Source organism: Moraxella oblonga NBRC 102422, from assembly GCF_001598275.1.
GTDB lineage: Bacteria > Pseudomonadota > Gammaproteobacteria > Pseudomonadales > Moraxellaceae > Moraxella > Moraxella oblonga.
Window position 1 is genome coordinate 67248 of sequence record NZ_BCYQ01000010.1, and the last position, 24678, is coordinate 91925.

Here is a 24678-nt window from a genome sequence, read left to right on the forward strand (position 1 = left end):
TGCCGTCACTTGCCTTTAATTTTATTTAAAAGGGTGTTGGTTGAGGAATCAAATACACCAACCATTTCATCATGATATAATGTGTCATATACTTGGTTTGCCATCACTTTACCCACTTCCACACCCCACTGGTCAAAGGGGTTAATATCCCAAATGACACTCATTACAAAGACTTTGTGTTCATACAAAGCAATCAAAGCCCCCAAAGTTTTGGGCGAAAGGGCTGTTAAAAGTAGTGTGGTGGAGGGCTGATTGCCACGATATTGTTTAAAATGACGAAAGTTATCATTATTATTTCTTAATTCATCAGGCAAAGCCTCATTACCAAAGGCAAGCACTTGGCTTTGGGCAAGACAGTTTGCCAAAGACAATTTATGCTGATTTTCCAAATACTTATCGTGAACTTGCCCACTGTCATAACGGCGAATGGGCGTGATAAAATCACACGACACCCGTTGAGTGCCTTGATGTAGAAGTTGATAAAACGCGTGCTGGGCATTTGAGCCAATGTCGCCCCACAAAATCGGACAGGTGGCATAGCCAACCTTTTGCCCATCTCGTTTGACCGATTTGCCGTTGGACTCCATTTCAAGCTGTGTTAAATAATTGGGGAAAAATTTAAGCCGTCCATCATAAGGCAATACTGTATGAGCGTTAATCCCCAAAAAAGTAGCATTCCACACGCCAATGAGTCCTAAAAGCACAGGCAAATTTTTTCCAAATTCAGCCGTAGCAAAATGCCTGTCCATTTGATTTGCCCCAGCTAAAAGCTCATAAAAATTGTGCATTCCAATCTTTATGGCAATGGCAAGTCCAATGGCTGACCACATACTAAATCGTCCACCCACCCACTCCCATAAAAGAAGCTGATTATCGACGTGAATACCCCAGTCTGTCATCTTATCAGGGCGAGTAGAAATGCCGATAAAATGGCGATGTAAAATGGTGGGTTTATGATTGTGAGTGGATAACAGCCATGCCAAGGCGGTCTTAGCATTGGCAAGGGTGTCGGAGGTACCAAAGGATTTTGAGGAGATGATAAACAGCGTGGTTTGGGGATTTAGGGTTTTTAGGAGGGTGTCTAGCTGTGTGCCGTCCATATTGGAGACAAAATGCACACGAATGTCGGTATCTGCCCATTCATCTGTCGACCACTCGCCTGATGCCCACTCATCAAGGGCAACACTTGCCATCAAAGGCCCAAGGTCAGACCCACCCACACCGATATTGACGACATCGCTGATTGCCTTGCCAGAATAGCCACGCCAAACTTTCTCTCGAATGCGATTGACGATGTGCTTGGCACGCTCCAAACTATCGTGAACTTGGGCATTGACATCAACACCGTCCACGATAAGCGTTTCGCCTTTTGGGGTGCGTAAGGCGGTGTGTAGAGCTGGACGGTTTTCGGTGTCGTTTACTTTTTTTCCTGTAAGTAAGTCATTGATTTTATTAGATAAATCAAAGTTATCGGCTAACTGTAATAGCTCTGCCAAAATCTTATCATCAATCGCCTGCTTACTAAAATCCATATAAATATCGCAAGCACTTGCCGTCAGTCGCTCGCCACGAGTGGAGTCGGATTTAAACAGGGTGTTTAAATCTGGGGGGGTTTGGGCAAGGGTGGATAGGGTTTGCCAAGTGGAATTTGTCATAAAAAATTCCTTATTTATCAGACAGTTGCCTTTGGGCAAAATACATAAACGCACGCATATAGCTTGTCATATCGCCCGCATCAAAGCTATTGCCTGTCATTGTCACCACATCCACACCCCGACTGCCAATCAAGGCGTCAATGGCGTCGGTCAGCTGAATCTCACCGCCCACGCTGGGGACGGTTTTGGCAAGGTAATCAAAAATGGCATTGTCAAAGACATAGCGACCCACCACCGCAAGGTTTGACGGAGCGGCCTCTGGTTTTGGTTTTTCTACAAAGCCTGTGACGGCAAAACTTCTATTATCACTTGATTTTTCTAGGGTTTGGGCATTTTCAAGTTTGGCAATGCCATATTTATCAATGTCTTCTTTGGTAACTGGATCTACCAAGATTTGCGAGCGACCTGTTCTCACAAATTCATTCATCATAAACGCCAAGTTTTGACTGGCATAATCGGTCTCATAAGGATTTAGCACGACATCAGGGAGTAGAACTACAAAATCTCTAGCTCCCACAATTGGTCGGGCAGACAAAACAGCGTGACCAAGCCCCAAAGGTTTGCCTTGACGAATACTAGATATAGTAACAGTGCTTGGCAAAATATTTAAGCTATCAGCCAGTTGATTCTTGTTTTTTCCCTCAATTGAGCATCCAGTTCATAATTAGTATCAAAGTAGTTTTCAATCGCTTGCTTTTGTTGATGTGTTACCAATACAATATGCTCAATACCTGCTTTTATCGCCTCATCAATCACATAATGAATTGTAGGGCGATCACCCAGTGGCAACAGCTCTTTTGGCACGGCTTTTGAGAGGGGGAGCATTCTTGTGCCAAAACCTGCAACAGGAATAACAGCGTGAGTGATTCTTTTCATAACAATTATCTTATGATGACCAATGATGATTAAGATTATACAGAATATTGCTTCTATCCACAACCAAAGAATGGGGGATTTCAAATATTTTTTGGATTGTTTGCTCTTGAATGTCAGGCATTTTTAAAGGTTGTTTTTTTGCCAAACAGCCAATGTGCCATAATTGCCAATTTTCCCAATAGTCCAGCCGTGTTAATGCCGATTGTCGGTTATGTATGCCAAATTTATCCGAATTCATCAAAGAATCCTTATGATGACTGGCAAAAGTTAAAGGCTGTTTAATGGGCAATATTTTGTCATCACCATAATACAACTTTAATCTCGCCCAAAATTCACTGTCTGCACCTGTTCTAGCAATATGCCAAAGCCCAATTTCATTTTGGATTTTTTGACGGCGAAATAAGGGTGATGCAGGATTTTGTCTCAAAAAAGGATAATATTGTCTTGCATAAAAATTACCATTATTATCTATTCTAAGCCAATAAGAAGTTGTAGCAACCAAATGTTCATTTTTTAATAATGGTTCAACTTGAATGGCGATTTTTTGGGGATGAGCAAAATCATCAGCATCTTGACAAGTTAAAAATTCGCCAGTAGCATACATTACTCCAATACTTTTGGCAACAAAAGTCCCAGTATTTCTTGGCAAATCAATCCATCTGATGCGACCATCTTGTCTTGCCAAAGTTTGAATGATGCTTAATGTATCATCATCACTATGATCATTGATGATAATAATTTCTAAATTAGTGTAAGTTTGATTTAATAGGCTTTGAATACAAGTTTTAATGGTGTTTTGGGCATTATAAGCTGTAACAATCACACTCACCTTTGATGAATGCTCTTGTGTTTTATCAATATTGGACGATAAGGAATTAACACAAAAACAATCATTGTTTAAAGATAGTGATAATAACTGATATTCTGATAAAATATGATTAAGTTGAGTGATTTTCTTATCATTGGCATTTAAATAAATATTGGCATATAAGCATTGCTTATCAATCGTATCAAAATTCTTAAAAAATTCATCACATTCTGATTTAAAATCCTCCAAAATGTTATTATCATTAGCATAGGATAATACCAATCCTAAATAATATTGATCACTAAGCCATTCTCTATGATTTAAAAAATATTCTACAAAAATTTTAGGGTATAAATAAAAAGTTTCCTTAATAAATTCTTTGTGATATTTTTTCAAATTATCATTGGATAGTATTTGCCAAATCTCTATTTGCAAATATTCATCAGAAATAACAAAAAGTTTTAATTGAGCAATTTTTTTGGCAATGAATGATTTTTTTGTTTGAATAATGGGTGTATTATTTAAAACTGTTTGATAAAGTCCTGATTGCATTGCTTGCCATATATTGTTGAGCAAACGATAGCGGATCAATGTTGGAAATTTAGCCAAATATTCATTATTATTTTTAGTTTTCATTTTTCCCAAAATTTTCCAAGAATTTTTTCACACTACCAATATTGCTTAGCTCTCTTATAAAGTCAAAAGATTTTTTAGGGTCATAAGATGAAATATTTAAATCATTGACAATCTTGTCAATAACTGGACTATATGTTTTTGCACTAAAGTTCTCCAAAAAATATTGATATTGGCTTGCCGAATTTTGGGAATCATTATTTTGTTGCAAATAATGTTTTAAATATTCACCCAAGTTATTTTGATTTACAAAGTAAATATTGGGAGCAGATATTAAATGTTCTGTTGCAGGTGTTTTTTGTAAAAAAACAGTCAAGCCCATTGCCAAAGCATCAATTAATTTTGCAGGCAATTGATATCTTGCTATCTCACTATGCTCATCTTGCATTAAAATACACATATCGCCCATTGCTACAATGTTCTTTGCTTGGTCATAGGGTTGATTGGGTAAAAACATATATCTAACATTATCAATCGCCAATAACTCTTCTTTTAATGCCAACTCTGGAAAATCTCCAACAATCAAAAAAAGTAATTCTTGACAACCAATCTGCGAAATCGCTTTTGCTGTTTCCAAAAGCCCTTTATGGCGTTTCGGTGTCCCAAAAAATAATACAACTTTATCCGTCTGGTTAATGCTATATTTTTCTCTATTTTGAGCCTTTAATGTCTGATTTGGGTAAAATATTTTTTCATTTCTAATGTGCGGAATAATAGTTCCGCCATATTTATGTTGCAAAGCAGGATTTGAAACTGTAATTGAATCAAAAATATCATATAATGAAACAGAATAATTTGTCCAATAATCGTCTTTAATGTTATTAGAATATTCAAAATTGGATTTTTTCTCTTTTAAAAAAGCCAATTCCTCATCATCAATATCTAAAATTATTTTTGCTCCCCAAATATGACGATACAATATTCCTAAGATAATATTGGTAATTCTGGGTTTTGAAAAATGTACAATACTGTATGGGTTTTTAATAACAAAATCAATGGCTTTTGGCAACAAATCATCAATATCAGCTTGGTTTATTTCAAAAAAATTATAAATAATTTGACTATCATTTAACGGCTGCCAAACTTTTTTATGATTTTTTGCATTATTTTGAATCATACAACCAATTAAATCAACATCATACTGTGTATATCGATACAAATCAAACAAAGTTGTCGCTCGCCCAACAGCATTATGAGAAAAATCCCAAGATGAGACGGCGATTTTTGACGGCACATCATCAGATACCTTGTTCAATAATAATTGCTCTATACTAGAACTATATTCACCACCAAAATACAAATAATGCAAATAATGCCGATATGCCATTCTGAAATCATTTGCTTCAATATGTTTTTTGACTTCCTTTAAAGGAAACAAAATAGAAACCATCTTATCAATCAATGACATATTAACCTTTTATTAACTGTCGCCAAAAATATCTCTAGTATAAACTTTATGCTCAACTTCTGCCAATTCATCACTTTTGCGATTGGCGACGATAATGTCAGGCTTTGATTTAAAATCGGCCAATTCTTTAATGACAGGACAACCGAAATATTCGTTTTCAGATAAATTTGGCTCATAAATAATGATTTGCACTCCTTCGGCTCGCAAATGTTTAATCACATCAAAAATCGCCGAATCCCTAAAATTATCTGAACCAGATTTCATAATCAATCGGTAAATACCCACTACTTTTGGCTCTTTTGCTAAGATATCATCTGCAATAAAACGCTTGCGGGTTTGATTGGATGATACAACTGCTCGGATAAGATTTTGTGGAATATTTTGATAATTGGCTAATAATTGCTGAGTATCTTTTGGAAGACAATAACCACCATAACCAAAAGATGGGTTGTTATAATAATCGCCAATTCTTGGATCTAGGCATACACCCTTAATAATTGCTTGTGTATCCAAATTATGTACAGATGCATAAGTGTCGAGTTCATTAAAATAAGCAACCCTAAGTGCTAAATAAGTGTTGGCAAATAATTTAATTGCTTCAGCTTCTGTATTGTTAGTAAACAATACATCAATATCTTTCTTGATGGCACAACTAGCTAGTAAACTGGCAAATGTTTCTGCTTGTTCACTTTTTTCTCCAACAATAATGCGAGATGGATATAGATTATCATATAGTGCTTTACCTTCTCGCAAAAACTCTGGCGAAAAAATAATATTATTCACACCCAATCTTTTTTTAATACTCTCAGTAAATCCAACTGGGATAGTAGATTTAATAACTATTGTCGCAGTTTTATTGACCAACAATATATCATCAATGACTTCTTCAACACTAGAAGTGTCAAAAAAATTAGTTTTTGGATCATAGTTGGTCGGTGTGGCAATGATAATAAAATCCGCATTTTGATATGCTAAATTTTTATCGGTTGTTGCCTTTAAATTTAATGATTTGGCTGATAAAAATTCAGTAATTTCTTTATCGTCAATTGGGGATTGACGATTGTTAATTTTATTGACTTTATTTTCATTAATATCTAGGGCAATGACGGAATATTTTTGCGATAATAATACCGCATTGGATAAACCAACATAGCCTGTACCTGTGATAGTGATATGCATAACAATCTACTCCGTCTTAAAAGATGTGATATCCAACGCTTGAGGGGAGTAAGGTGTAATTTCGTTTTTCATATTCTTGATATTGTGGATGGCCTCAAGAATATTGGAAAAATCTATATTTTCTAAATCCCATATGCCATACTGCCACCATTTTATAGATAATAATTCATCTATAATAATCTCAGGAAATCTATACTTAATGATTTTTGCTGGCACGCCCGCGACAATTGCATAGTCAGGTACATTTTTTGTTACAACGGCTCCTGCGCCAATAATAGCACCATTCCCTACTTTGATACCAGGCATAATAATTGCTTTTCTTCCAATCCAAACATCGTTCCCTATTATTGTCTTGGGGGAGTTATCAAATGATAATATCGCTCTTTTATATTTGGTTGTTAATTGGTGTGATTTTGCGTAAGAGAACCAGCCCCAAGGATCTTCTCTGTACTGAAATGGAGCGGTTGATAACCAATCGGTAGGGTGCTTAGTAGCCCCTACAACTATTTCTTCAGCAAATGAGCAATACCTTCCTATCTCAGAATTGACAAAAGATCCCCCTTGAGTATAAGAAAAGGCTCCTATGCTTAGATAGTGTGTAGGGGCGATGTTGCCAGCAAACACAAAAGGTGGTTCCAAATATGACTGACTATGCAAGTTGGATACACCTCGAAGTACAGCTCCCATTTCAGCGAGTTTTTTTTCATTAATTTTTAGTATCATACAAATAAAACCATTTTTAAAATTTGTTGGTACACAAGCAATCGTAGTATTGTTTTCCTATTTTCTCCCAAGAAAATTTATCCATCACTAAGCTACTTCCTTCTTTATTGTCAGGTAAAGATTGATTAACAATATTTGATATATCAGTCAAAGCAGATGCTATTTTCTCGATATTAGGTTCAAAATAATAAATGCCCTTTTCAGCATACTGACGCCCTCCGCCTGAAGATCTATCATCAAAATTATAATCAATGAAAGCTTGTTGGTGACTTGGTATAATGTATGCACGAGAGTAGCTAGCCACATACTTAGATGATCCTATGTGCTCTGATAGAATAACAAACTTATTATGCAATATTGCTTCCACCACTGGCATTGACCAAGTTTCCCCCCTAGAAGGGCATAGGACAACATCTGATCTAGAATAAAAAGGTGAAATATCATACTCTTGATACATATCTAAAACAATACGCTTTTTAAAGTTAGATTTAATGCCAAAATCCAAATCTATTACATACATTCCATCTGAAACAAAGGATAGGTCAAAAATTCCTTTGCAATTACACATCTCAATGTATGTATTAATACAAGATATGAAGAGTTCCAAGTGAGATATGAAATTTTTATACTCTTTGTAGGAAAGTGATGTATTTCTATGATAAATTCCACATTTTAGCAAAAGCGTAGAGTCCTTCTTAATATCAGAGAGAATGAAAGATTTGATTGCAACATCAACTCCTTTCCAATAATTAAAGGTTCCAACAAACAACAGATTGAGACAATTATCAACACCAAAGCCAATAGAGTTTAGAATTTTTGATAAATATATCTCTGAATGCCCTTGATTAAACCTATCAATATCAACCGGTTGCGGCAAATCAAATCCTAGGATATTTAAAAAATTCTTTTCATCCACACTACCGCTATAAAAAACAGCATTGTAGTCTTTTATTTTTTCTAAGTTGGAGTGCGTAATTCCTAAAAAAGGAGATCCTGTTATTAAGATCTTCTTTCCAAAAGGTAGGATATTTTTTACATCTGGAATATTGTTAATGCTAGTAATAACCAACTCAAAATCAATGTCTTGTTTTGATATATCAGTAAGCTTTTTTATATTTTGACAATTAGTGATTAATTGATTATATTTGCTACTTGGAGATTTTTTTTCGTAAACATCATCTCTAATAAACACATTTGCTCCAGAGAGTGCTAAGCCTGCCGTGATGCCTCGAGAAAATTCAGCATAACCACCGTGCATTAAACTTCTTGCTGAACAATTTATGTAAATATTCATAACTAATCCTAAAAATAGTGAATAACAGATGCTATGTTTAAAAATAAGTTTACTATAATCCTTCTCCTTCTAACTCTAGGATCGGATGAGAGTAGTTTTTTAGTAAAAATTTAGACTCAATCAAATGGCGTGCTTTTTTGGATAAAGAATCTCTCAGTGACTTAGATTCTATTAAACGACTTAATGCATGAATCCACTCCTCTGTTGTGTTAGCCACTAAGGCATTCTGTTCATTCATAGCTACTGATTCGTATACACTATGATTACTTACTACTACCGGCAATCTCAAAGCACTATACTCTAAGAATTTCAAATTGCTTTTTGATTGATTAAATTCATCCCGACACAAAGGAATAATGCCAATATCCCAATTTACTCTTTTTTGTAACCAATTAACAAAAGATATGTAATCCGTTGATTTTGGTAGAGCAATTCTCTTGCCAAAAAAAGGTTCTGTATTTTGAAAAGCACCAATTATCTCAATCGATACCAAATTACCATATTTTTGGCAAATGGCTTTTATGGCATTCTCAATCTCTTTTAAATCACTAAAATGAGTTGAAGTGCCAATATAGCCAATTCGAACAACATTGTCCTTGGATAAAGGAAAGTTTTTGTCCAACAATTCCTCTCTGGAGCTGTCAAATTTCCATAAATTTTCATCTAAAAGATTAGGTACGACAACTACATTCGTATTAATATTCTTGAATGTTTTAAGCAACTCTCTTGTGGATACATACACCTGATCTGCATGCTTTGCCAAAAATAAAACCTTGTCTCTCAAAGAAATAAAGTCACCTTTAAAGCCTCGAGATAATAGCCCTGGCTCATCCAAGAGATTGTCATCTATTTCATAGATTAGAGTTTTTTTCTCCTTTTTGAGTTGGTAAACCCAATCTTTTATCTGATTAAGAGTAAAAGTTGGCATGTCTCTTTGAGCAAGAGCTATGTCAAAATCATTAATGTTTGGTAGTGAATTATATACTTTTACATTGTATTTTCTCTGTATGTTTGCATGTGTATAGGGTAATACTACTCTTACGTATCCTGACCCTGCTGGAATACCATCTCTTCTCATGGCTGGCACCAAAGCTAATGTTTTTTTCTTAATTTTTTTATGTTTTAAGAGATGGGTGGTTAGGGATTCTGCAAAAAAATTTAATTCAGAAATAGCAGCTCTATGAATACTGAACTTAGAAGCTGTTATTGCTGCATTTCTGCGTAGCTGATTTAATAATTTTTCATCTTTAATTAGTCTAGAGATAGTGTTAAATATCTCATCTTGATCGTACGGATCGACTAGTAGGCAATTCTCTTCATGCTTTGCGTACTCATACACCCCTCCATTCTTGGTGCTAACTACAGTTGCACCAGAAGCCATCGCTTCCAGCCCAGTCCTTCCAAAGGCCTGATAATCTGATAAGTCAATAAATATATCACTATTTGATAGAACCTCTGCTACCTGCTCCCGATTTAATATTCCTTTGTTCTCAAAAAAACTGCTAGTATTCCAATTATTGAAGAATTCATGACTTGGATCACAGCCAAAAATCAAAATTTTTACACTTGGGTAATGTTGAGTTATTTTTTCTAATGCCAACATACTCCGCTCAGCCCCTCTGTATGGGGTCTGTGGTCTAATCATAGCAGATATCACCATCGGCAAGTTTGATCTGTCCCTTAAATAGTAAACAGAATGGTCAATACTTGGCTCAACTTTGGATACTGAAATGCCATGGTTTTTATGTACCTCTTCACATATCCAATGAGTTTTAGCAAAAGACTTTATATTTGGGATTGCAGTATATGAATTGTAAGCTTCCTCCCATTCTTTTGTGCCTTCCTTGAAAAATTTTGGCTCGTAGTCTTGAATATAATAAGCAGGCATAATATGATTATGAATATTGATTATATTTTTCAACAATCCAACAGATTTGTATACTGTTGCTACAACTATATCAGCAGACTCTGTAAGTGAGATTAAATCTGGTAATTGCTGAAAACCTACAAAAACATCTTCCTTGGCTTGCAAATTTGGATACATATCAAAAAATCTATGGAGATTTGATTGATTGACTGCAATTTTGGCATCCACGCCCAACCTACGCATGGCGGATACCTCCTGAACCACAGAGTGACTGCCTCCACCGCCACCCTTCACAGGCAATAAAAATACAATACTAAAATTAAATAGTTTGGTTAAATCTTTTGTAGTCATTAATCTTGTTTTAATATTTTTTCTTACCAAATCAAGTTGTGCGGTAGCCTTTAATTGGTTGACCAATGCATTATATTTTTCCACCCCATGCTTTAATCTCAAATTTTCAGATCCCTTTTTGGACAGTTCTGTTTTTTTGTTTTTGCCAAAACTCTTTGATTTTGCATGAAATACAAATACATCATCAGCAACTGCTAAACTATAACCCAAATCTAAAACCCTAATACATAAATCATTTTCTTCCCCATAACCATAAGGAAAACTGACTTCATCTAAGTAGCCAATTCTTTCTAAAACCTCACCTCTTATCATAAAACAAAAACCATTAATAAAAGGTAGTCTTGGGTATAATTTTTGACTGGTCTCTCCAATAAGTTTGGAAAATTCATCAATATTGTATCCGCTCGGAATTTCGTTAATAGCAAATTCTCCACTATTATCAAACAAAACAGGAACATTTTGCCAACTTGCAGCGTTTGATAAGGGACCGACTACTGCTAATTTGTCATCGCTATCAATACATCTCAATAAGCCTTTTAACCAATCTTTGGTTACAATGGTATCGCTATTTAAGGTAACAAGGTAATCAAACTTTTTGTATCTCAATCCCTTATTGACAGTTTTTGTGTAACCAATATTGTAATCATTTTCCAAAAGCACAAAGATTGATTTATTTTTTTCACAAAAATCCCTCAACCAGTTAGTAGTTTCAAGATCTGAGCCATCATTAACCACTACTACTGTTGTAAGAATGGATTTGTCGTAATAATCTTTAATAGATTGCAAACATTTTTTTACATCTTCTAATGCATTAAATACAGGAACGATAATTCCTACACTTTGATAATAAGTGCAAACTTCATTTAGTTTTTGTTGGGCGAGTTTGATGTTAAAGCTTAATACTTCCCTTAAATCAGGATGTGCGTCTATGGATTTGTTAAAAAAAGAGATGGCTTCATCATAATTACCTAATCGCATTGCCTTATTGCCTTCAGTTAAATAACTCATCTTTTACTCCAAATAATCTTGCGCTCTTATATTTACTAAACTAGCGATGGATTTCCATTTTAAGAAAATATATTCTTAAGAAATGGGGGGGCATCTGAAAATAATAAACCAGCCCCATCTTTCTCAGACAAAACCACCTCACAATCAATTTGAGGCCACTCAACCCCCACTGTTTCATCATTCCACAGTAAAGAATATTCATCGCCAGGATTATAATAATCGGTACATTTATAAACAAATTCAGCACTTTCACTCGTTACCAAAAAACCATGTGCAAACCCTGGTGGTACCCATAACATTCTCTTATTGTCAGCACTTAGATATGCACCCACCCATTTACCGAAGGTGGGAGAACTTTGACGCATATCTACTGCTACATCAAAGACTTCACCCTTAACCACTCGCACCAGTTTTCCCTGTGGTTTTTGGTGCTGGTAATGTAAACCACGTAAAATTCCCTTTGTGGAACTACTATGGTTATCTTGCACAAATTCATAATTCCCACAATGTTTTTCAAATTCAGATTGACGAAAGGTCTCCATAAAAAACCCACGCTCATCACCAAACACTTTTGGTGTTAATAATACCACATCAGGAATGGCTAATTTTTGATATTCCATTTTGACCTACTTTAACAAACTAAGAATGTATTGACCATATTGCGTTTTTTTCAGAAGTTCGCCTTGTTTTTTAAGCTCATCATCGCTTAGCCAGCCATTTCGCCAACCAATCTCTTCCAAACACGCTACCTTTAAACCTTGACGATGTTCTACGGTTTGCACATAACTGCTCGCTTCCAGTAGCGAATCGTGCGTGCCAGTATCTAGCCACGCAAAGCCACGCCCCAACCGTTCTACACTAAGTTCACCCATATCAAGATAAGCATTATTAACCGAAGTAATTTCAAGCTCACCCCTATCAGATGGCTTAACATTTTTGGCGATTTCTACCACACGATTGTCATAAAAATACAGACCCGTTACCGCATAATTGGATTTTGGCTTGCTTGGCTTTTCTTCTAGAGAAATTGCCTTGCCCTGTTCGTCAAATTCTACCACACCAAAGCGCTCTGGGTCTTGTACCAAGTAACCAAATACGGTTGCTCCAGATTCTTGCTGACTGGCATTTTTTAACAGCTCTGAGAAACTGTTGCCGTGAAAAATATTGTCGCCAAGTACCAAACACACCGAATCTTGACCAATAAATTCTTCACCTAAAATAAACGCTTGTGCCAAACCATCTGGGGACGGTTGAATCACATAAGAGAATCTTACCCCAAACTGTTCGCCTGTGCCAAGTAATTTTTGGTAACTTGGCAAGTCGTCAGGGGTAGAGATAATCAAAATCTCTCTAATCCCTGCCAACATCAGCACCGAAATTGGATAGTAAATCATTGGTTTATCATAAATGGGTAATAACTGCTTAGATACACCCATTGTGATTGGGTGTAGGCGTGTGCCTGAACCCCCTGCCAATACAATACCTTTTCTCATCGCTACCCCGCTTAATCTTGGTATTCCAACCATTCAGCAAAAGTCAGCTCTAATTGACTTTGCCAAGTTGGTAAGGTTAAATCAAAAGTTTGTTCTATTTTTTTGACATTTAAGCGAGAATTTTTGGGGCGTTTAGCGGGCGTTGGATAACTCTCGGTTGGAATGCCATGAAAATTTTCATCTTTTAATGCTAGCTCCATATTTGCTTGTCTTGCTAACTTAAAAATCTCGCCTGCATAGCCATACCAACTGGTTGTGCCTTGTGGCGCCAAATGATAAACGCCACTTAATTTCGCCTTATCATCACTTGTTAACATCTTAACAATGGCAATCGCACTCACATCAGCGATTAGTCTGGCTGGCGTTGGCGAGCCAATTTGGTCATTGACAACATTAAGGTTTTCTTTACTTTGAGCCAACTTTATCATTGTTTTCATAAAGTTATGCCCACGTGCAGCATACACCCAACTGGTGCGAAAAATCAGATAATTTTGGCAATTTTCCATAATGGCATTATCTCCTGCCAGTTTGGATTGACCATATACCGACAAGGGCGCAACAGGGTTATTTTCCTGCCAAAAATTCTCGCCATCGCCCTTATAAACATAATCGCTAGAATAATGCACAAGCAACGCACCCAGTGTATTGGCAAGTTTTGCCAGTTGTTTGGGCAATTCAGCATTTAATAAAAACGCCTGTTCTGGCTCACTTTCCGCCTTATCAACAGCTGTATAGGCAGAAGCATTAACAATGATGTCTGGATTGACATTCTCAATCATTGCCATAAGTTCGGACAAATTGGTAAAATCAACTTGCCCTCGCCCAATCGCAATCACTTTACCCAATGGCGATAACGCTCGATTTAATTCAAAACCAACTTGCCCTGTGGGTGCTAACAATACGATATTTTTCATACAGTAACCTAGCGATAGTTGCGATAGCTGTTGTTAAGAATGGCTTGCCACCAGTCTTTATTATCCAAATACCATTGAACGGTTTTTCTAAGTCCAGATTCAAAGGTTTCTTGCGGTTTCCAGCCAAGCTCTCGCTCAATTTTGCTGGCATCAATGGCATAACGCACATCGTGTCCAGGACGGTCAGTAACATAAGTAATCAACTCTGCATAATATTGCACACCTTCTGGCTTATTGGGAGCAAGCTCTTCTAATAACGCACACAAAGTTTTAACCACTTCAATATTTTGTTTTTCGTTATGTCCGCCAATATTATAAGTTTCACCAATTTCGCCTTTGGTTGCCACTTGAACCAATGCACGAGCGTGGTCTTCTACAAATAGCCAATCACGGATTTGTTTGCCATCGCCATAAACAGGCAAATTTTTGCCTGATAGGGCATTTAAAATCATCAATGGAATGAGTTTTTCGGGAAAATGGTAAGGACCATAGTTATTGGAACAATTAGTAACAATCGTTGGCAATCCAAAAGTGCGAAGCCACGCTCGCACCAAATGGTCAGAGCTTGCTTTTGTTGCTGAATAAGGCGAGCTGGGTGCATAAGGTGTAGTCTCGGTAAACAGATCATCCGTGCCGTGCAAGTCGCCATACACTTCATCGGTTGAGATGTGGTGAAAGCGAAAAGAAGACTTTTTGTCATCACTTAAATTCGCCCAATAGGCACGAGCCACTTCCAATAAAGTGTAAGTTCCCACCACATTGGTTTGAACAAACTCACTAGGACCATTGATAGAGCGGTCAACATGACTCTCTGCCGCTAAGTGCATTACCACATCTGGCTGATATTTGGTAAAAATTTCTGCTATTTTATTTTTATCACAAATATCGGCTTGTTCAAAATGGTAGCGGTCATTACTCTCTACCGATTTTAGAGACATCAAATTACCCGCATAAGTCAATTTATCCACATTCACCACTTGACAGTCAGTATCATTAATTAAATGACGCACAACCGCAGAACCAATAAAGCCCGCCCCGCCTGTTACCAAAAATACTTTTGACATTATACACCTGTAATTAGTTTTTATTAAACCCAACAATCTCCCTACCCATCTTCACAGGCAGGTCCAATACTTTCTTTGATTTCACCCCATCCACCAACGTTTTACCTAGCCGATACGACAGATGTTTTTTTACTTTCTCCGCCTCGTGAGCATCTTGATAATCTTCTATCGCAGGTAGTTCATCAGAGGGTTTATGTTTTTGAAAATCACGATATTCTTTAACCAAGGCAAATGGCAATGTTGCCAAATCTTTGGTGGATTTAGAATGACTGACCATAGTCGCTCCCAGACGATAGGGGAGATCCTCTTTGACTCTATCTGCCGCCCCATAATAAACGGGTTTGGGTGGTTCTTTTTTTTGCTCAGATTTTAACTTTTGGTTTTCTAGATAATACCGTTCCAATTCCTCCTGGACTTGGTGAAGTTGAGAGATCAAAAGCTCATTCTCTTGCTTACTATGTGATGACTCTTTTTGTGATTGCTCCAACTTTTGCAAATCTGCTTGTAATGTTTTTAGCTTGGCATTAGCTTGCTCGGCTTGCTTTTTCTGCTCGTTGGCTTGTTGCTCCGCCTTTTGCTTGGCATCTTTGAGTGTTGTTAATTCACTTTCAAGTTTTTTGTGGCTCTGAGTTAAATTTTCTGCCTGTTTTTTCTGCTCATTGGCTAAATTTTCCGCTTTTTGTTTGGCGTCTTTTAAAGCACTTAATTCGCTTTCAAGTTTTTTCTTTGTTGCACTATCCGCTTGCAAAGTTTTTTGCTTTTCTTCCAAAGACTTTAATTGTTCACTCGTCTTTTGGTTTTGTAAATAGTATTTTTCAAGCTCTTCTTGCACTTGGTGAAGTTGAGTGATTAGCAATCTATTTTCTTGCTCAGTCTGTTCTATTTTGGCGGTTTGTTCGGCATTGACTGAATTTTTACTCTGCTCAAGCAACAACACATTATCTTTAAGTTGTTGCTCTAACGATTGCTTTTCATTCATTAAAATTAATAACTGATTTTGTAAAAACTCATTCTGAGTTATCAGTTTTTTTTTTAATCTCTTCTTGCTCGTTAAATAAATTTAATGAGTCGATCAATGAGCTTAGGTTGCTCGTATTGGTGAGCTGTTTTGTTTTTAGACGAATGGTAGATTTTTCAATCAGCAAGTCATACAACGCCAAACAATCTGGATATTGTTTTAAGATTTCGGTTGCCACTATCTCAAACATGGGGTTGGTATCATCACTGTGAGGTGTGCTGACATCCTGTAATTGCCAGTTACTTTTTAATTTTAGATTGGTGGTTAATGCTTGGATATGTTCTTTGACGTTAGAGAGGTTGTTGATGATTAAATCACCTTCAACCAGTAGACAGTTGGTGGCAGAAGTTTCAAAAAACTCCAAAAGTTGTTGGTTGTAGTTTAGCCAATCTGATAGTGCTTGATGAACGCTTTCTTGAGTAATTTGTGTGCCTAATAACTTTTTTAGTAATAGTTTTGGAGAATCAAAGATAAGGATAAAACGTACGTTGTCATCCATTTGTTGCCAGTAGGGTAGGGTGCTTAGGTTGTTTTCGTCTGCCCAACCCCAGTCGTCTTGGTCAAGATTGGCAAGGAGTAAATCCACAATCAAATTATCAATGATTTTTGTGTTGATGATGGAGCTGTTTTTATTTAGGACTTTGGCAAGTTTTTCGGTGATTTCATGTGCAGAAAACCCATGTGTGTGCGAATTTATGGGAGAACCAAGCCCACGCTCGTACAACATATTCATCAGTGTATTGGAGTGAGAGGAAGAATGACCCGTCTGAATGATGATGCTCATGACACTATGCTCGTAAAAACAAAAATCTATAATGTTGAAATGCTTGTGATTATATCATAAATAGTGTGGTTTTTATTATTTTTTTGCATTCAAAATGTATGCAACGCCCATCATCAGATGAGCGTTGAGTGGGGTAAACAACTAAGTTAAGTAATGATTAACGCTTCTTACGCTGAATCGCATGGATAGCACGACCATCTGCCGACAATGCCGCCTCGTGTACCGCTTCAGACACCGTTGGGTGAGCAAAGGTCATCAATTGCAAATCTTCCACGCTTGAAACAAATTCAAGAGCAATCATACCTTGATGCACAATGTCGCCAGCTCCTACACCAACCATATGTAGCCCAAGCAAACGGTCTGTTTTGGCATCGGCAACCACTTTGATAAGCCCTTGACCCTCGCCTTGTGCTAAGGCACGACCGTTGGCGGATAGGCTAAATGAACCAGTTTTGACCTCATAGCCTTTGTCTTTGGCTTGTTGTTCACTCAAACCCACCCACGCAATTTCAGGGTGCGTATAAATCACGCTGATAATGGTGTCATAATTAACTTGGGCTTTTTCGCCGTGAATGCGTTCCACCGCCATCATGCCCTCTTCCATCGCTTTGTGGGCAAGCATAGGACCTCGCACCAAGTCGCCAATAGCATAGACGCCATCAAGATTGGTTTTGCATTGCTCGTCCACTTCTACCAAGCCACGCTCAGTTAGGGTAATGCCAGAATTTTCGCCCAAAAGTTTCTCGCTATACGCACGGCGACCTACGCAAACGATAAGTTTGTCAAAAACTTCAACCTTAGTTTCGCCCTTAACATCGGTGGTTACAACCACTTCACCATTAACCACTTCGGCTTTGGTAACTTTGGTATCCACACGAATGTCAAGCCCTTGTTTTTTAAGAAGTTTACCAGCCTCTTTGGCAATGTCTTTGTCGGCTGCCGCCAAAAACTCTGGCATTGCTTCATAGACTACCACTTCTGAACCAAGGCGACGCCAAACCGAACCAAGTTCAAGTCCGATGACCCCTGCACCAATGACCCCTAGGCGTTTTGGTGCTTCTTTAAATTCCAACGCACCTGTACTATCAACGATATATTCATCATCAATTGGTGCAACAGGAATGTTGATTGGCACAGAACCTGCCGCCAAAATGACATATTTGGCAGTGATGGTAGTTTCAGTACCGTCGTGGGCGGTAAATTTAACTTGTTTTTCTGCTCCCTTACCATCAAGCAAAGTACCCCAGCCTTGTAGCCAGTCCACGCCATTGCCCTTTAACAGACCTGCCACCCCTGCGGTTAAGCCTTTGACAATGCTGTCTTTTCTTTCTAGCATTTTGGCAACATCAATCGCCACCTCACCTGTGCTAATGCCGTGCTCGGCAAGCTCGTGGCGAGTTGCTTCATAGCGGTGTGAGCTGTCAAGCAAAGCCTTAGAAGGGATACAACCAACATTTAGGCAAGTACCGCCAAGAGCAGGCTCACCTTTGTGAATGCGTTTTTCAATACAGGCGGTAGAAAAGCCAAGCTGGGCTGCACGAATGGCAGCCTCATAGCCACCAGGTCCACCACCGATAACGACTAGGTCATAAGAATTTTTCATTGTTATTCTCTCTTTTTTAATAAAGAATGCCTACCTTGCGATAGGCATTTTGGTCAGACGAATTAAATGTCAAGGAGCAGACGAGCAGGGTCTTCAATCAACTCTTTAATGGTTACCAAGAATTGTACAGCATCTTTACCATCAATCAAACGATGGTCATAAGACAATGCTAGATACATCATTGGCAAAATCACCACTTGACCGTTTACTGCCATTGGGCGTTCGTTGATGGCGTGCATACCCAAAATGGCGGTTTGTGGTGGGTTGATGATGGGGGTAGATAGCAGTGAACCAAACACACCGCCATTGGTGATGGTAAAGGTACCGCCTGTCATTTCATCAATGGACAATTTGCCTTCACGGGCTTTGATGGCATAATCACGGATACCACCTTCAATATCGGCAAGCCCCATACTGTCGGTATCACGAAGCACAGGCACTACCAAGCCACGGTCTGATGATACCGCCACACCAACATCATAATAGCCGTGATAAATAATATCATCGCCATCAATAGAGGCATTGACTGCTGGGAAACGCTTCAACGCTTCGGTGGCAGCTTTAACAAATAGCGACATAAAGCCCAATTTGACACCGTGGCGTTTTTCAAACTGGTCTTTGTATTTGGCACGCAAATCCATAAGCGGCTTCATATTGACTTCGTTGAAGGTGGTTAGCATTGCCGTTTCTTGGGTGGCAGACAACAGACGCTCGGCGATACGTTTACGCAGACGAGTCATTGGCTCACGCTTTTCAATACGCTGACCGACAGCAGTAGCAATCACTTGACCGTTGTCGCCTTTTAGCGTTGGGTTAATCATATCTGATTTGGTTACTCGTCCACCACGCCCTGAACCTTGTACATCGGCAGGATTGACTCCTGTTTCTTTGGCGGCTTTTCTGACGGCAGGCGATTGGTCTTTGAACTCGCCTTCATTAGCAGTAGCAACAGGCGTAGCCACTGGCACTTCTGGGGTAGAGGCAGGGGTTGGCTCTTCGGTTTTAGCAGGGGCAGCGCTGGCAACCGCACCCACTTCAAAGGTGGCAATCGTTTCAGCAGATAATACAGTGCTGTCTACGCCTTTGACAATGCTAGTAATCACACCGTCATCAGGGGCGACTACTTCTAGTACCACTTTGTCAGTTTCAATTTCGGCAAGCAGTTGGTCACGTCCTACTTGTTCGCCTTCGGCAACGTGCCATTCTACAATCGTACCGTCTTGGACTGATTCAGGAAATACAGGGGCTTTGATTTCAGCCATGATAAACTCCGATATTTGATGATATTTAGATGTTTAAAGTTAAAAATCAAACACACAGGACAACCAGCCTGTGTGTTGTATGGATTATAGTTGCTCAACACTCACGTTCAAAGCCTGTGCGATTAAGGCTTTTTGTTGGGCGTTGTGGATTTTTGGCGAACCAGTTGCAGGTGCAGCAGCAGCAGGGCGACCAGACGCAGGCAAGAGTTTGGCACGGCTGTTGCTAATCAAGCGAAGTAGCTCAGGTAACAGGTAGTACCATGCACCTTGGTTTAATGGTTCTTCTTGCGTCCACATTACTTGCTCTAAGTTGGGGTATTTGGCAAGTTCTTCTAGGATGCGAGCTTCTGGCAATGGATAGAGCTGTTCGATACGCACAATCGCCACATCAGTAATGCCAAGTTTACGGCGAGTTTCGAGTAGGTCATAGTATACTTTACCACCGCACAACACTACACGCACTACGTTGTCGTTGTCAAGTGCATCAATCTCTGGCAGTACACTTTCAAATTTGCCAGTCGCCAATTCATCAAGCTGTGAAGTTGCTAATGGGTGTCTTAGCAATGACTTGGGCGACATTACGATAAGTGGCTTGCGAGCTTTTTGGACAACCTGACGGCGTAAGGCGTGGAAAATCTGGGCAGGGGTGGTTGGGGTAATGACCTGCATATTGTCTTCAGCACAAAGCTGTAAGTAGCGTTCTAGGCGAGCGGACGAATGCTCAGGACCTTGACCCTCAAAGCCATGTGGTAGAAGCATTGTCAAGCCTGATAGACGTTGCCATTTGGTTTCGCCTGATGAGATAAACTGGTCAATCACCACCTGAGCACCGTTAGCAAAATCACCAAATTGAGCTTCCCACACAATCAGAGCATTGGGTACGGTGGTTGAGTAACCGTATTCAAATGCCAAAACTGCTTCTTCTGATAGTAGGGAGTTGTAGGTGGCAAAACGAGCTTGACCCTCACGAATGTGCTGTAAAGGCACATATAGGCTACCGTCTTTTTGGTTGTATAGTTCGCTGTGGCGGTGCGAGAATGTGCCACGACCCACGTCTTCACCTGTAATACGCACAAGTGAACCTTCATCTACCAAAGAGGCATAAGCAAGTGTTTCGGCGGCACCCCAGTTTAAGGGTTCTGCCCCTGTTTGCATGGCAAGGCGTTGTTCTACAACTTTGGCAACTTGGCGTTGCAGTTCAAAGCCCTCTGGTACTTTTGCCATGGCTGCCGCATAGGATTTTAACTTCTCTACTGGCACACCTGTTTGTACATCATCGGTCAGACCATGACCCACATAAGGCGACCAATCCACAAATAGACTGCTGTCAGGTTCTTTGGCAAGTCCACGAGCTACGTCCTCACCATTATCTAGGGCGATACGATAAGCATCATCTACTTCGTTGGCTTGTTCAGCGGTCAATACGCCCTCAGCAACCAATTTATTGGCATATTGGGTGCGAGTGGTTGGTAATTTTTTGATGACTTGGTACATCAGTGGTTGGGTAGCAGACGGTTCGTCTGATTCGTTGTGTCCGTTACGGCGATAACACACGATATCAAGCACCACATCACGCCCAAACTTAGTGCGATAATCCAGTACAAGCTGGCTGGCAAACACCACCGCCTCTGGGTCATCACCATTGACGTGTAGTACGGGAGCGTGTACCATTTTGGCAACGTCTGTGCAGTATTCGGTAGAACGTGCATCATCTGGACGGCTGGTGGTAAAGCCTACTTGGTTGTTGATGACAATGTGAACTGTGCCACCTGTTTTGTAGGCACGAGTTTGCGACATTTGGAAGGTTTCTTGGTTTACCCCTTGTCCTGCAAAGGCGGCATCACCGTGTACTACGATGGGTAGTACGGTACTGTTGTCAATGTCGTAGCCGTATTTTTCAGAACGGCGAGCTTGTCTGGCACGCACCGAACCTAGCATGACAGGCGAAACAATTTCAAGGTGCGATGGGTTATAAGCCAGTGCCAAATGAAGTTCGCCACCTTGTGTGATGACGTTTGAGCTAAAACCATTGTGATATTTGACGTCACCAGAACCTACTGTGGGCTGGATTTTGCCATCAAATTCATCAAACAACACCGATGGGTTTTTACCCATGATGTTCACCAGTAGGTTTAGACGACCACGGTGAGCCATGCCGATAACGACTTCTTTTGCTCCTTGCGTGCCGACACGCTGAATCATCTCATGTACAGCAGGGATAAAGCTCTCGCCACCTTCTAGACCAAAGCGTTTGACCCCTGTGTATTTACGAGCAAGATACTTTTCAAGCCCTTCGGCTGCGGTAAGACGGTCAAGAATTTCTAGCTTTTTGTCTTTGTCAAACTTGATGTGACCTTGATTGGATTCAATATAATTTTCAATCCATTTTTTCTCAGTGGCAGTAAAGACGTGCATATATTCATAACCAATGCTACCACAATAAATGCGTTCGCAAATCTCAATGATTTCACGCAGACTCGCCTCAGACTTTCCAATACTCATGAGATTGGTTGGAAATACAGTGTCCAAATCGGCTTCGGATAGACCATGATATGCCAAAGTCAAATCCTCAATACCATCACGCTGTTGTAGTCCCAATGGGTCGATTTTGGCTTTACGGTGTCCACGACGACGATAGGCAGAGATAAGCTGTTGCACCGCCATTTCTTTGCCATTGCTACTTGTTGCACCACCGACATTGCCAACTACGATGGGTTTGGCGTTGGTTTGATTGCGTGCAAGGAGCAAAAACTGCTCTCTGATGGCGTTGTGGGGGGCATCGTTTGCTTGTTCATAGTTGGCAAAGTAAGTCCGCCATTCGGCACCAACACTGTCTTTGTCTGCCAAATACTCTTCGTACAACGCCTCAATATATGCTGCACCGTCCGCTGTTAATTCGGTGCTTTGGTAAGCGACCGTGTCTTTACTGCTTTTTGTCATGATAAATCACTCTGGTTGGGGTTGTTGATGGGGTTGGATTTTAGTTTTTGCCAAAAGATTTGTTAGCAAATATAAAAAAATAACCCCTCAACACCGTCTGTCATGAGAATATGTCCATTGTGCATAGTTTACGCCATTTGTGGGAATATAACAAGCCGAAAAAGACTGAAAATGTGGATTGTGGTGATTTTTAGTATGTGGGTTATTTTACAAAATTTTACATTATGAATTATAATAAAAATATAATGATAAACAAATTTACATTTATCATCCGTGTATGTGGCAAAATCTTGCCAAACTGACTAAAACTTTTGGCAAAGAAACATTTGATACTGTTGGTGTGGTTGGTTTGGGTTGGTCTATTGATTTGGTGTGTTTATGGTTTAAGTGATTGTTACAAAATAAATACAAATCTGCGATTTTTATTTAATTGGACATATCTCATTTTCAACTTAAAATCACAGCTGATTGATGTAAATGTATTTATTTTTTATATACATGGGTAAATTATAATTTGCCCTTATAAAAATCAAATACTTACATAAGTTGGGATTGGTGCTTGTATATTTTTAAGTATTTTTAATCAATTTTGATGGCTTGGGCATTTAAGTTTATCGTTCGTGGCGGTGATTTTTCTAAATGGTCTTTACACCATTTTGATGATGTGGGTAACAAGGTTGGTTGATTCAATCTAAACGTGCGGTGTGTTTCGTGTGATTTGTAAGGTTTTGTGATAAAAAAGGGTCTCTTTGTACATACTTTTTGCTTGCAAAAGTGTACAAAATCCATCATAATGGGAAGGTTTTTTTTTCGGGCAGGTTTGTTGCTCATCATGATATTGTTTTTTAATTATGTAAGGTGATTTATGAATCTATCAACCACTTCTTTGATTAAATCTGCATGTGTTGTTGGTTTGAGTTTTGGTTTATTTGCTTGTGGTGGAGACAAAACAGAAACTTCCCAACCCTCAGCAAAATCCGAAGTAGCACAAGGACAAGCCCCCATGAACGATGAGATTGTGGTGGCGATTACCCAAGACTTTGCTCCATTTACTTATTTGGATGAAAAAGGTGGTGTGGTTGGTTTTGATGTTGATATTATTAATGCCATTGCACAAAAGAAAGGGCTAAAAATTCATTATAAATCCACCACTTTTGATGACATTTTTACAGCTGTTGAAAATAAAACTGCCAACGTTGGTGCGTCTGGTATTTATGATAAAGAAGAACGTCGAAGCAAATATGGTTTGACCAAGCCTTATCACACAGATACGCCTGTGTATTTTTATCGTGCTGATAACGAAAAACTTAGCAAAGCCAACCTAAGTTCTGTGGCAGACCTCAATAGCCAAGTGCTTGACATTGCTGTGGTAGGTAGTGTTGATGGTTTAAGTAGCAATCACACCATTCATGCTGTCAAATCAGAATTTGTTGGTTTTACGGGTGTGTTGCAAGGCAAATATGATGTTGCTTTCTCCGATGCCAGCGTCCTTAGCCATGCCATCAAAAGCAATCCAGACAGTGCTAAGATTGAGCTAAAATCTGTGAAATATCAAGGCGATGTAGGCTATGTCATGTTGGTCAATAAAGAAAATACCGAACTTCTCCAAAAACTTAATGAAGGTATTGACGAGCTGATACAAAGTGGAGAGATGACACAAATCAAACAAAAATATGGTCTAAACCACTAAATCTCATAAAAATAAGGCGTATTTGGTACGCCTTATTTTATGCCCAACGAACTTAAAATCTACCACGAATCGTAGGGGCAAATTGCAATTACTCCTGCTACCAAAAAT

Annotated in this window: 17 protein-coding genes and 1 pseudogene; 1 reads left to right on the forward strand and 17 read right to left on the reverse strand. The window is 38.9% G+C overall.

Annotated elements, in window-relative coordinates; genetic code table 11:
• Positions 1–5 precede the first annotated feature (5 nt).
• The 17 genes and pseudogenes from pgi to MOB01S_RS04005 form a co-directional block, all read right to left on the reverse strand.
• Positions 6–1655, reverse strand: a complete 1650-nt coding sequence (gene pgi, locus MOB01S_RS03925) for a glucose-6-phosphate isomerase (RefSeq protein WP_066801855.1) — start codon at positions 1653–1655, stop codon at positions 6–8.
• 10 nt (positions 1656–1665) lie between these two features.
• A pseudogene (locus tag MOB01S_RS03930) lies at positions 1666–2531 on the reverse strand (UTP--glucose-1-phosphate uridylyltransferase).
• 10 nt (positions 2532–2541) lie between these two features.
• Positions 2542–3975 carry a glycosyltransferase family 2 protein gene (locus MOB01S_RS03935; RefSeq protein WP_066801861.1) on the reverse strand — a complete coding sequence of 478 codons (1434 nt, stop codon included), beginning with the start codon at positions 3973–3975 and terminating at the stop codon, positions 2542–2544.
• Positions 3965–5380: a glycosyltransferase family protein gene (locus tag MOB01S_RS03940; RefSeq protein WP_066801863.1), complete on the reverse strand. Its 1416-nt coding sequence runs from the start codon at positions 5378–5380 to the stop codon at positions 3965–3967. The genes MOB01S_RS03935 and MOB01S_RS03940 overlap by 11 nt, the downstream gene beginning before the upstream one ends.
• A 12-nt stretch (positions 5381–5392) precedes the next feature.
• Positions 5393–6559 carry a nucleotide sugar dehydrogenase gene (locus MOB01S_RS03945; protein ID WP_066801865.1) on the reverse strand — a complete coding sequence of 389 codons (1167 nt, stop codon included), beginning with the start codon at positions 6557–6559 and terminating at the stop codon, positions 5393–5395.
• Positions 6560–6565: 6 nt separating this feature from the next.
• Positions 6566–7282, reverse strand: a complete 717-nt coding sequence (locus MOB01S_RS12860) for a CatB-related O-acetyltransferase (RefSeq protein WP_066801867.1) — start codon at positions 7280–7282, stop codon at positions 6566–6568.
• Between the two features lie 16 nt (positions 7283–7298).
• Entirely contained in the window at positions 7299–8576 is a 1278-nt protein-coding gene (locus MOB01S_RS03955; protein WP_066801869.1) for a glycosyltransferase, read from the reverse strand.
• Positions 8577–8628: 52 nt separating this feature from the next.
• On the reverse strand, positions 8629–11802 hold the full coding sequence (locus tag MOB01S_RS03960) for a glycosyltransferase (protein ID WP_066801874.1): 3174 nt from the start codon (positions 11800–11802) through the stop codon (positions 8629–8631).
• A 59-nt stretch (positions 11803–11861) separates the two neighbouring features.
• Entirely contained in the window at positions 11862–12422 is a 561-nt protein-coding gene (gene rfbC / locus MOB01S_RS03965) for a dTDP-4-dehydrorhamnose 3,5-epimerase (protein ID WP_066801876.1), read from the reverse strand.
• 6 nt (positions 12423–12428) lie between these two features.
• The gene (gene rfbA, locus MOB01S_RS03970) at positions 12429–13295 is read right to left on the reverse strand and encodes a glucose-1-phosphate thymidylyltransferase RfbA (RefSeq protein WP_066801878.1); all 867 of its coding nucleotides are present in this window, start codon (positions 13293–13295) and stop codon (positions 12429–12431) included.
• An 11-nt stretch (positions 13296–13306) separates the two neighbouring features.
• Positions 13307–14209 (reverse strand): dTDP-4-dehydrorhamnose reductase, encoded by a 903-nt coding sequence (rfbD, locus tag MOB01S_RS03975; RefSeq protein WP_066801880.1) that lies wholly within the window; start codon positions 14207–14209, stop codon positions 13307–13309.
• 8 nt (positions 14210–14217) lie between these two features.
• Positions 14218–15273, reverse strand: a complete 1056-nt coding sequence (gene rfbB, locus MOB01S_RS03980) for a dTDP-glucose 4,6-dehydratase (RefSeq protein ID WP_066801888.1) — start codon at positions 15271–15273, stop codon at positions 14218–14220.
• Between the two features lie 13 nt (positions 15274–15286).
• Positions 15287–16252 (reverse strand): DUF8374 domain-containing protein, encoded by a 966-nt coding sequence (locus MOB01S_RS03985; protein ID WP_066801889.1) that lies wholly within the window; start codon positions 16250–16252, stop codon positions 15287–15289.
• 28 nt (positions 16253–16280) lie between these two features.
• Entirely contained in the window at positions 16281–17075 is a 795-nt protein-coding gene (locus tag MOB01S_RS03990) for a hypothetical protein (RefSeq protein WP_066801890.1), read from the reverse strand.
• Between the two features lie 157 nt (positions 17076–17232).
• Positions 17233–18678 (reverse strand): dihydrolipoyl dehydrogenase, encoded by a 1446-nt coding sequence (lpdA, locus tag MOB01S_RS03995; RefSeq protein ID WP_066801891.1) that lies wholly within the window; start codon positions 18676–18678, stop codon positions 17233–17235.
• 62 nt (positions 18679–18740) lie between these two features.
• Positions 18741–19940 (reverse strand): 2-oxoglutarate dehydrogenase complex dihydrolipoyllysine-residue succinyltransferase, encoded by a 1200-nt coding sequence (odhB, locus tag MOB01S_RS04000; protein WP_066801892.1) that lies wholly within the window; start codon positions 19938–19940, stop codon positions 18741–18743.
• An 84-nt stretch (positions 19941–20024) separates the two neighbouring features.
• A complete protein-coding gene (locus MOB01S_RS04005; RefSeq protein WP_066801894.1) occupies positions 20025–22880 on the reverse strand; it encodes a 2-oxoglutarate dehydrogenase E1 component in 2856 nt (951 codons plus the stop codon).
• A gap of 865 nt (positions 22881–23745) precedes the next feature.
• On the opposite strand from MOB01S_RS04005, the gene MOB01S_RS04015 reads away from it, so the two are divergent.
• The gene (locus tag MOB01S_RS04015) at positions 23746–24570 is read left to right on the forward strand and encodes a substrate-binding periplasmic protein (protein WP_066801898.1); all 825 of its coding nucleotides are present in this window, start codon (positions 23746–23748) and stop codon (positions 24568–24570) included.
• Positions 24571–24678: the final 108 nt, after the last annotated feature.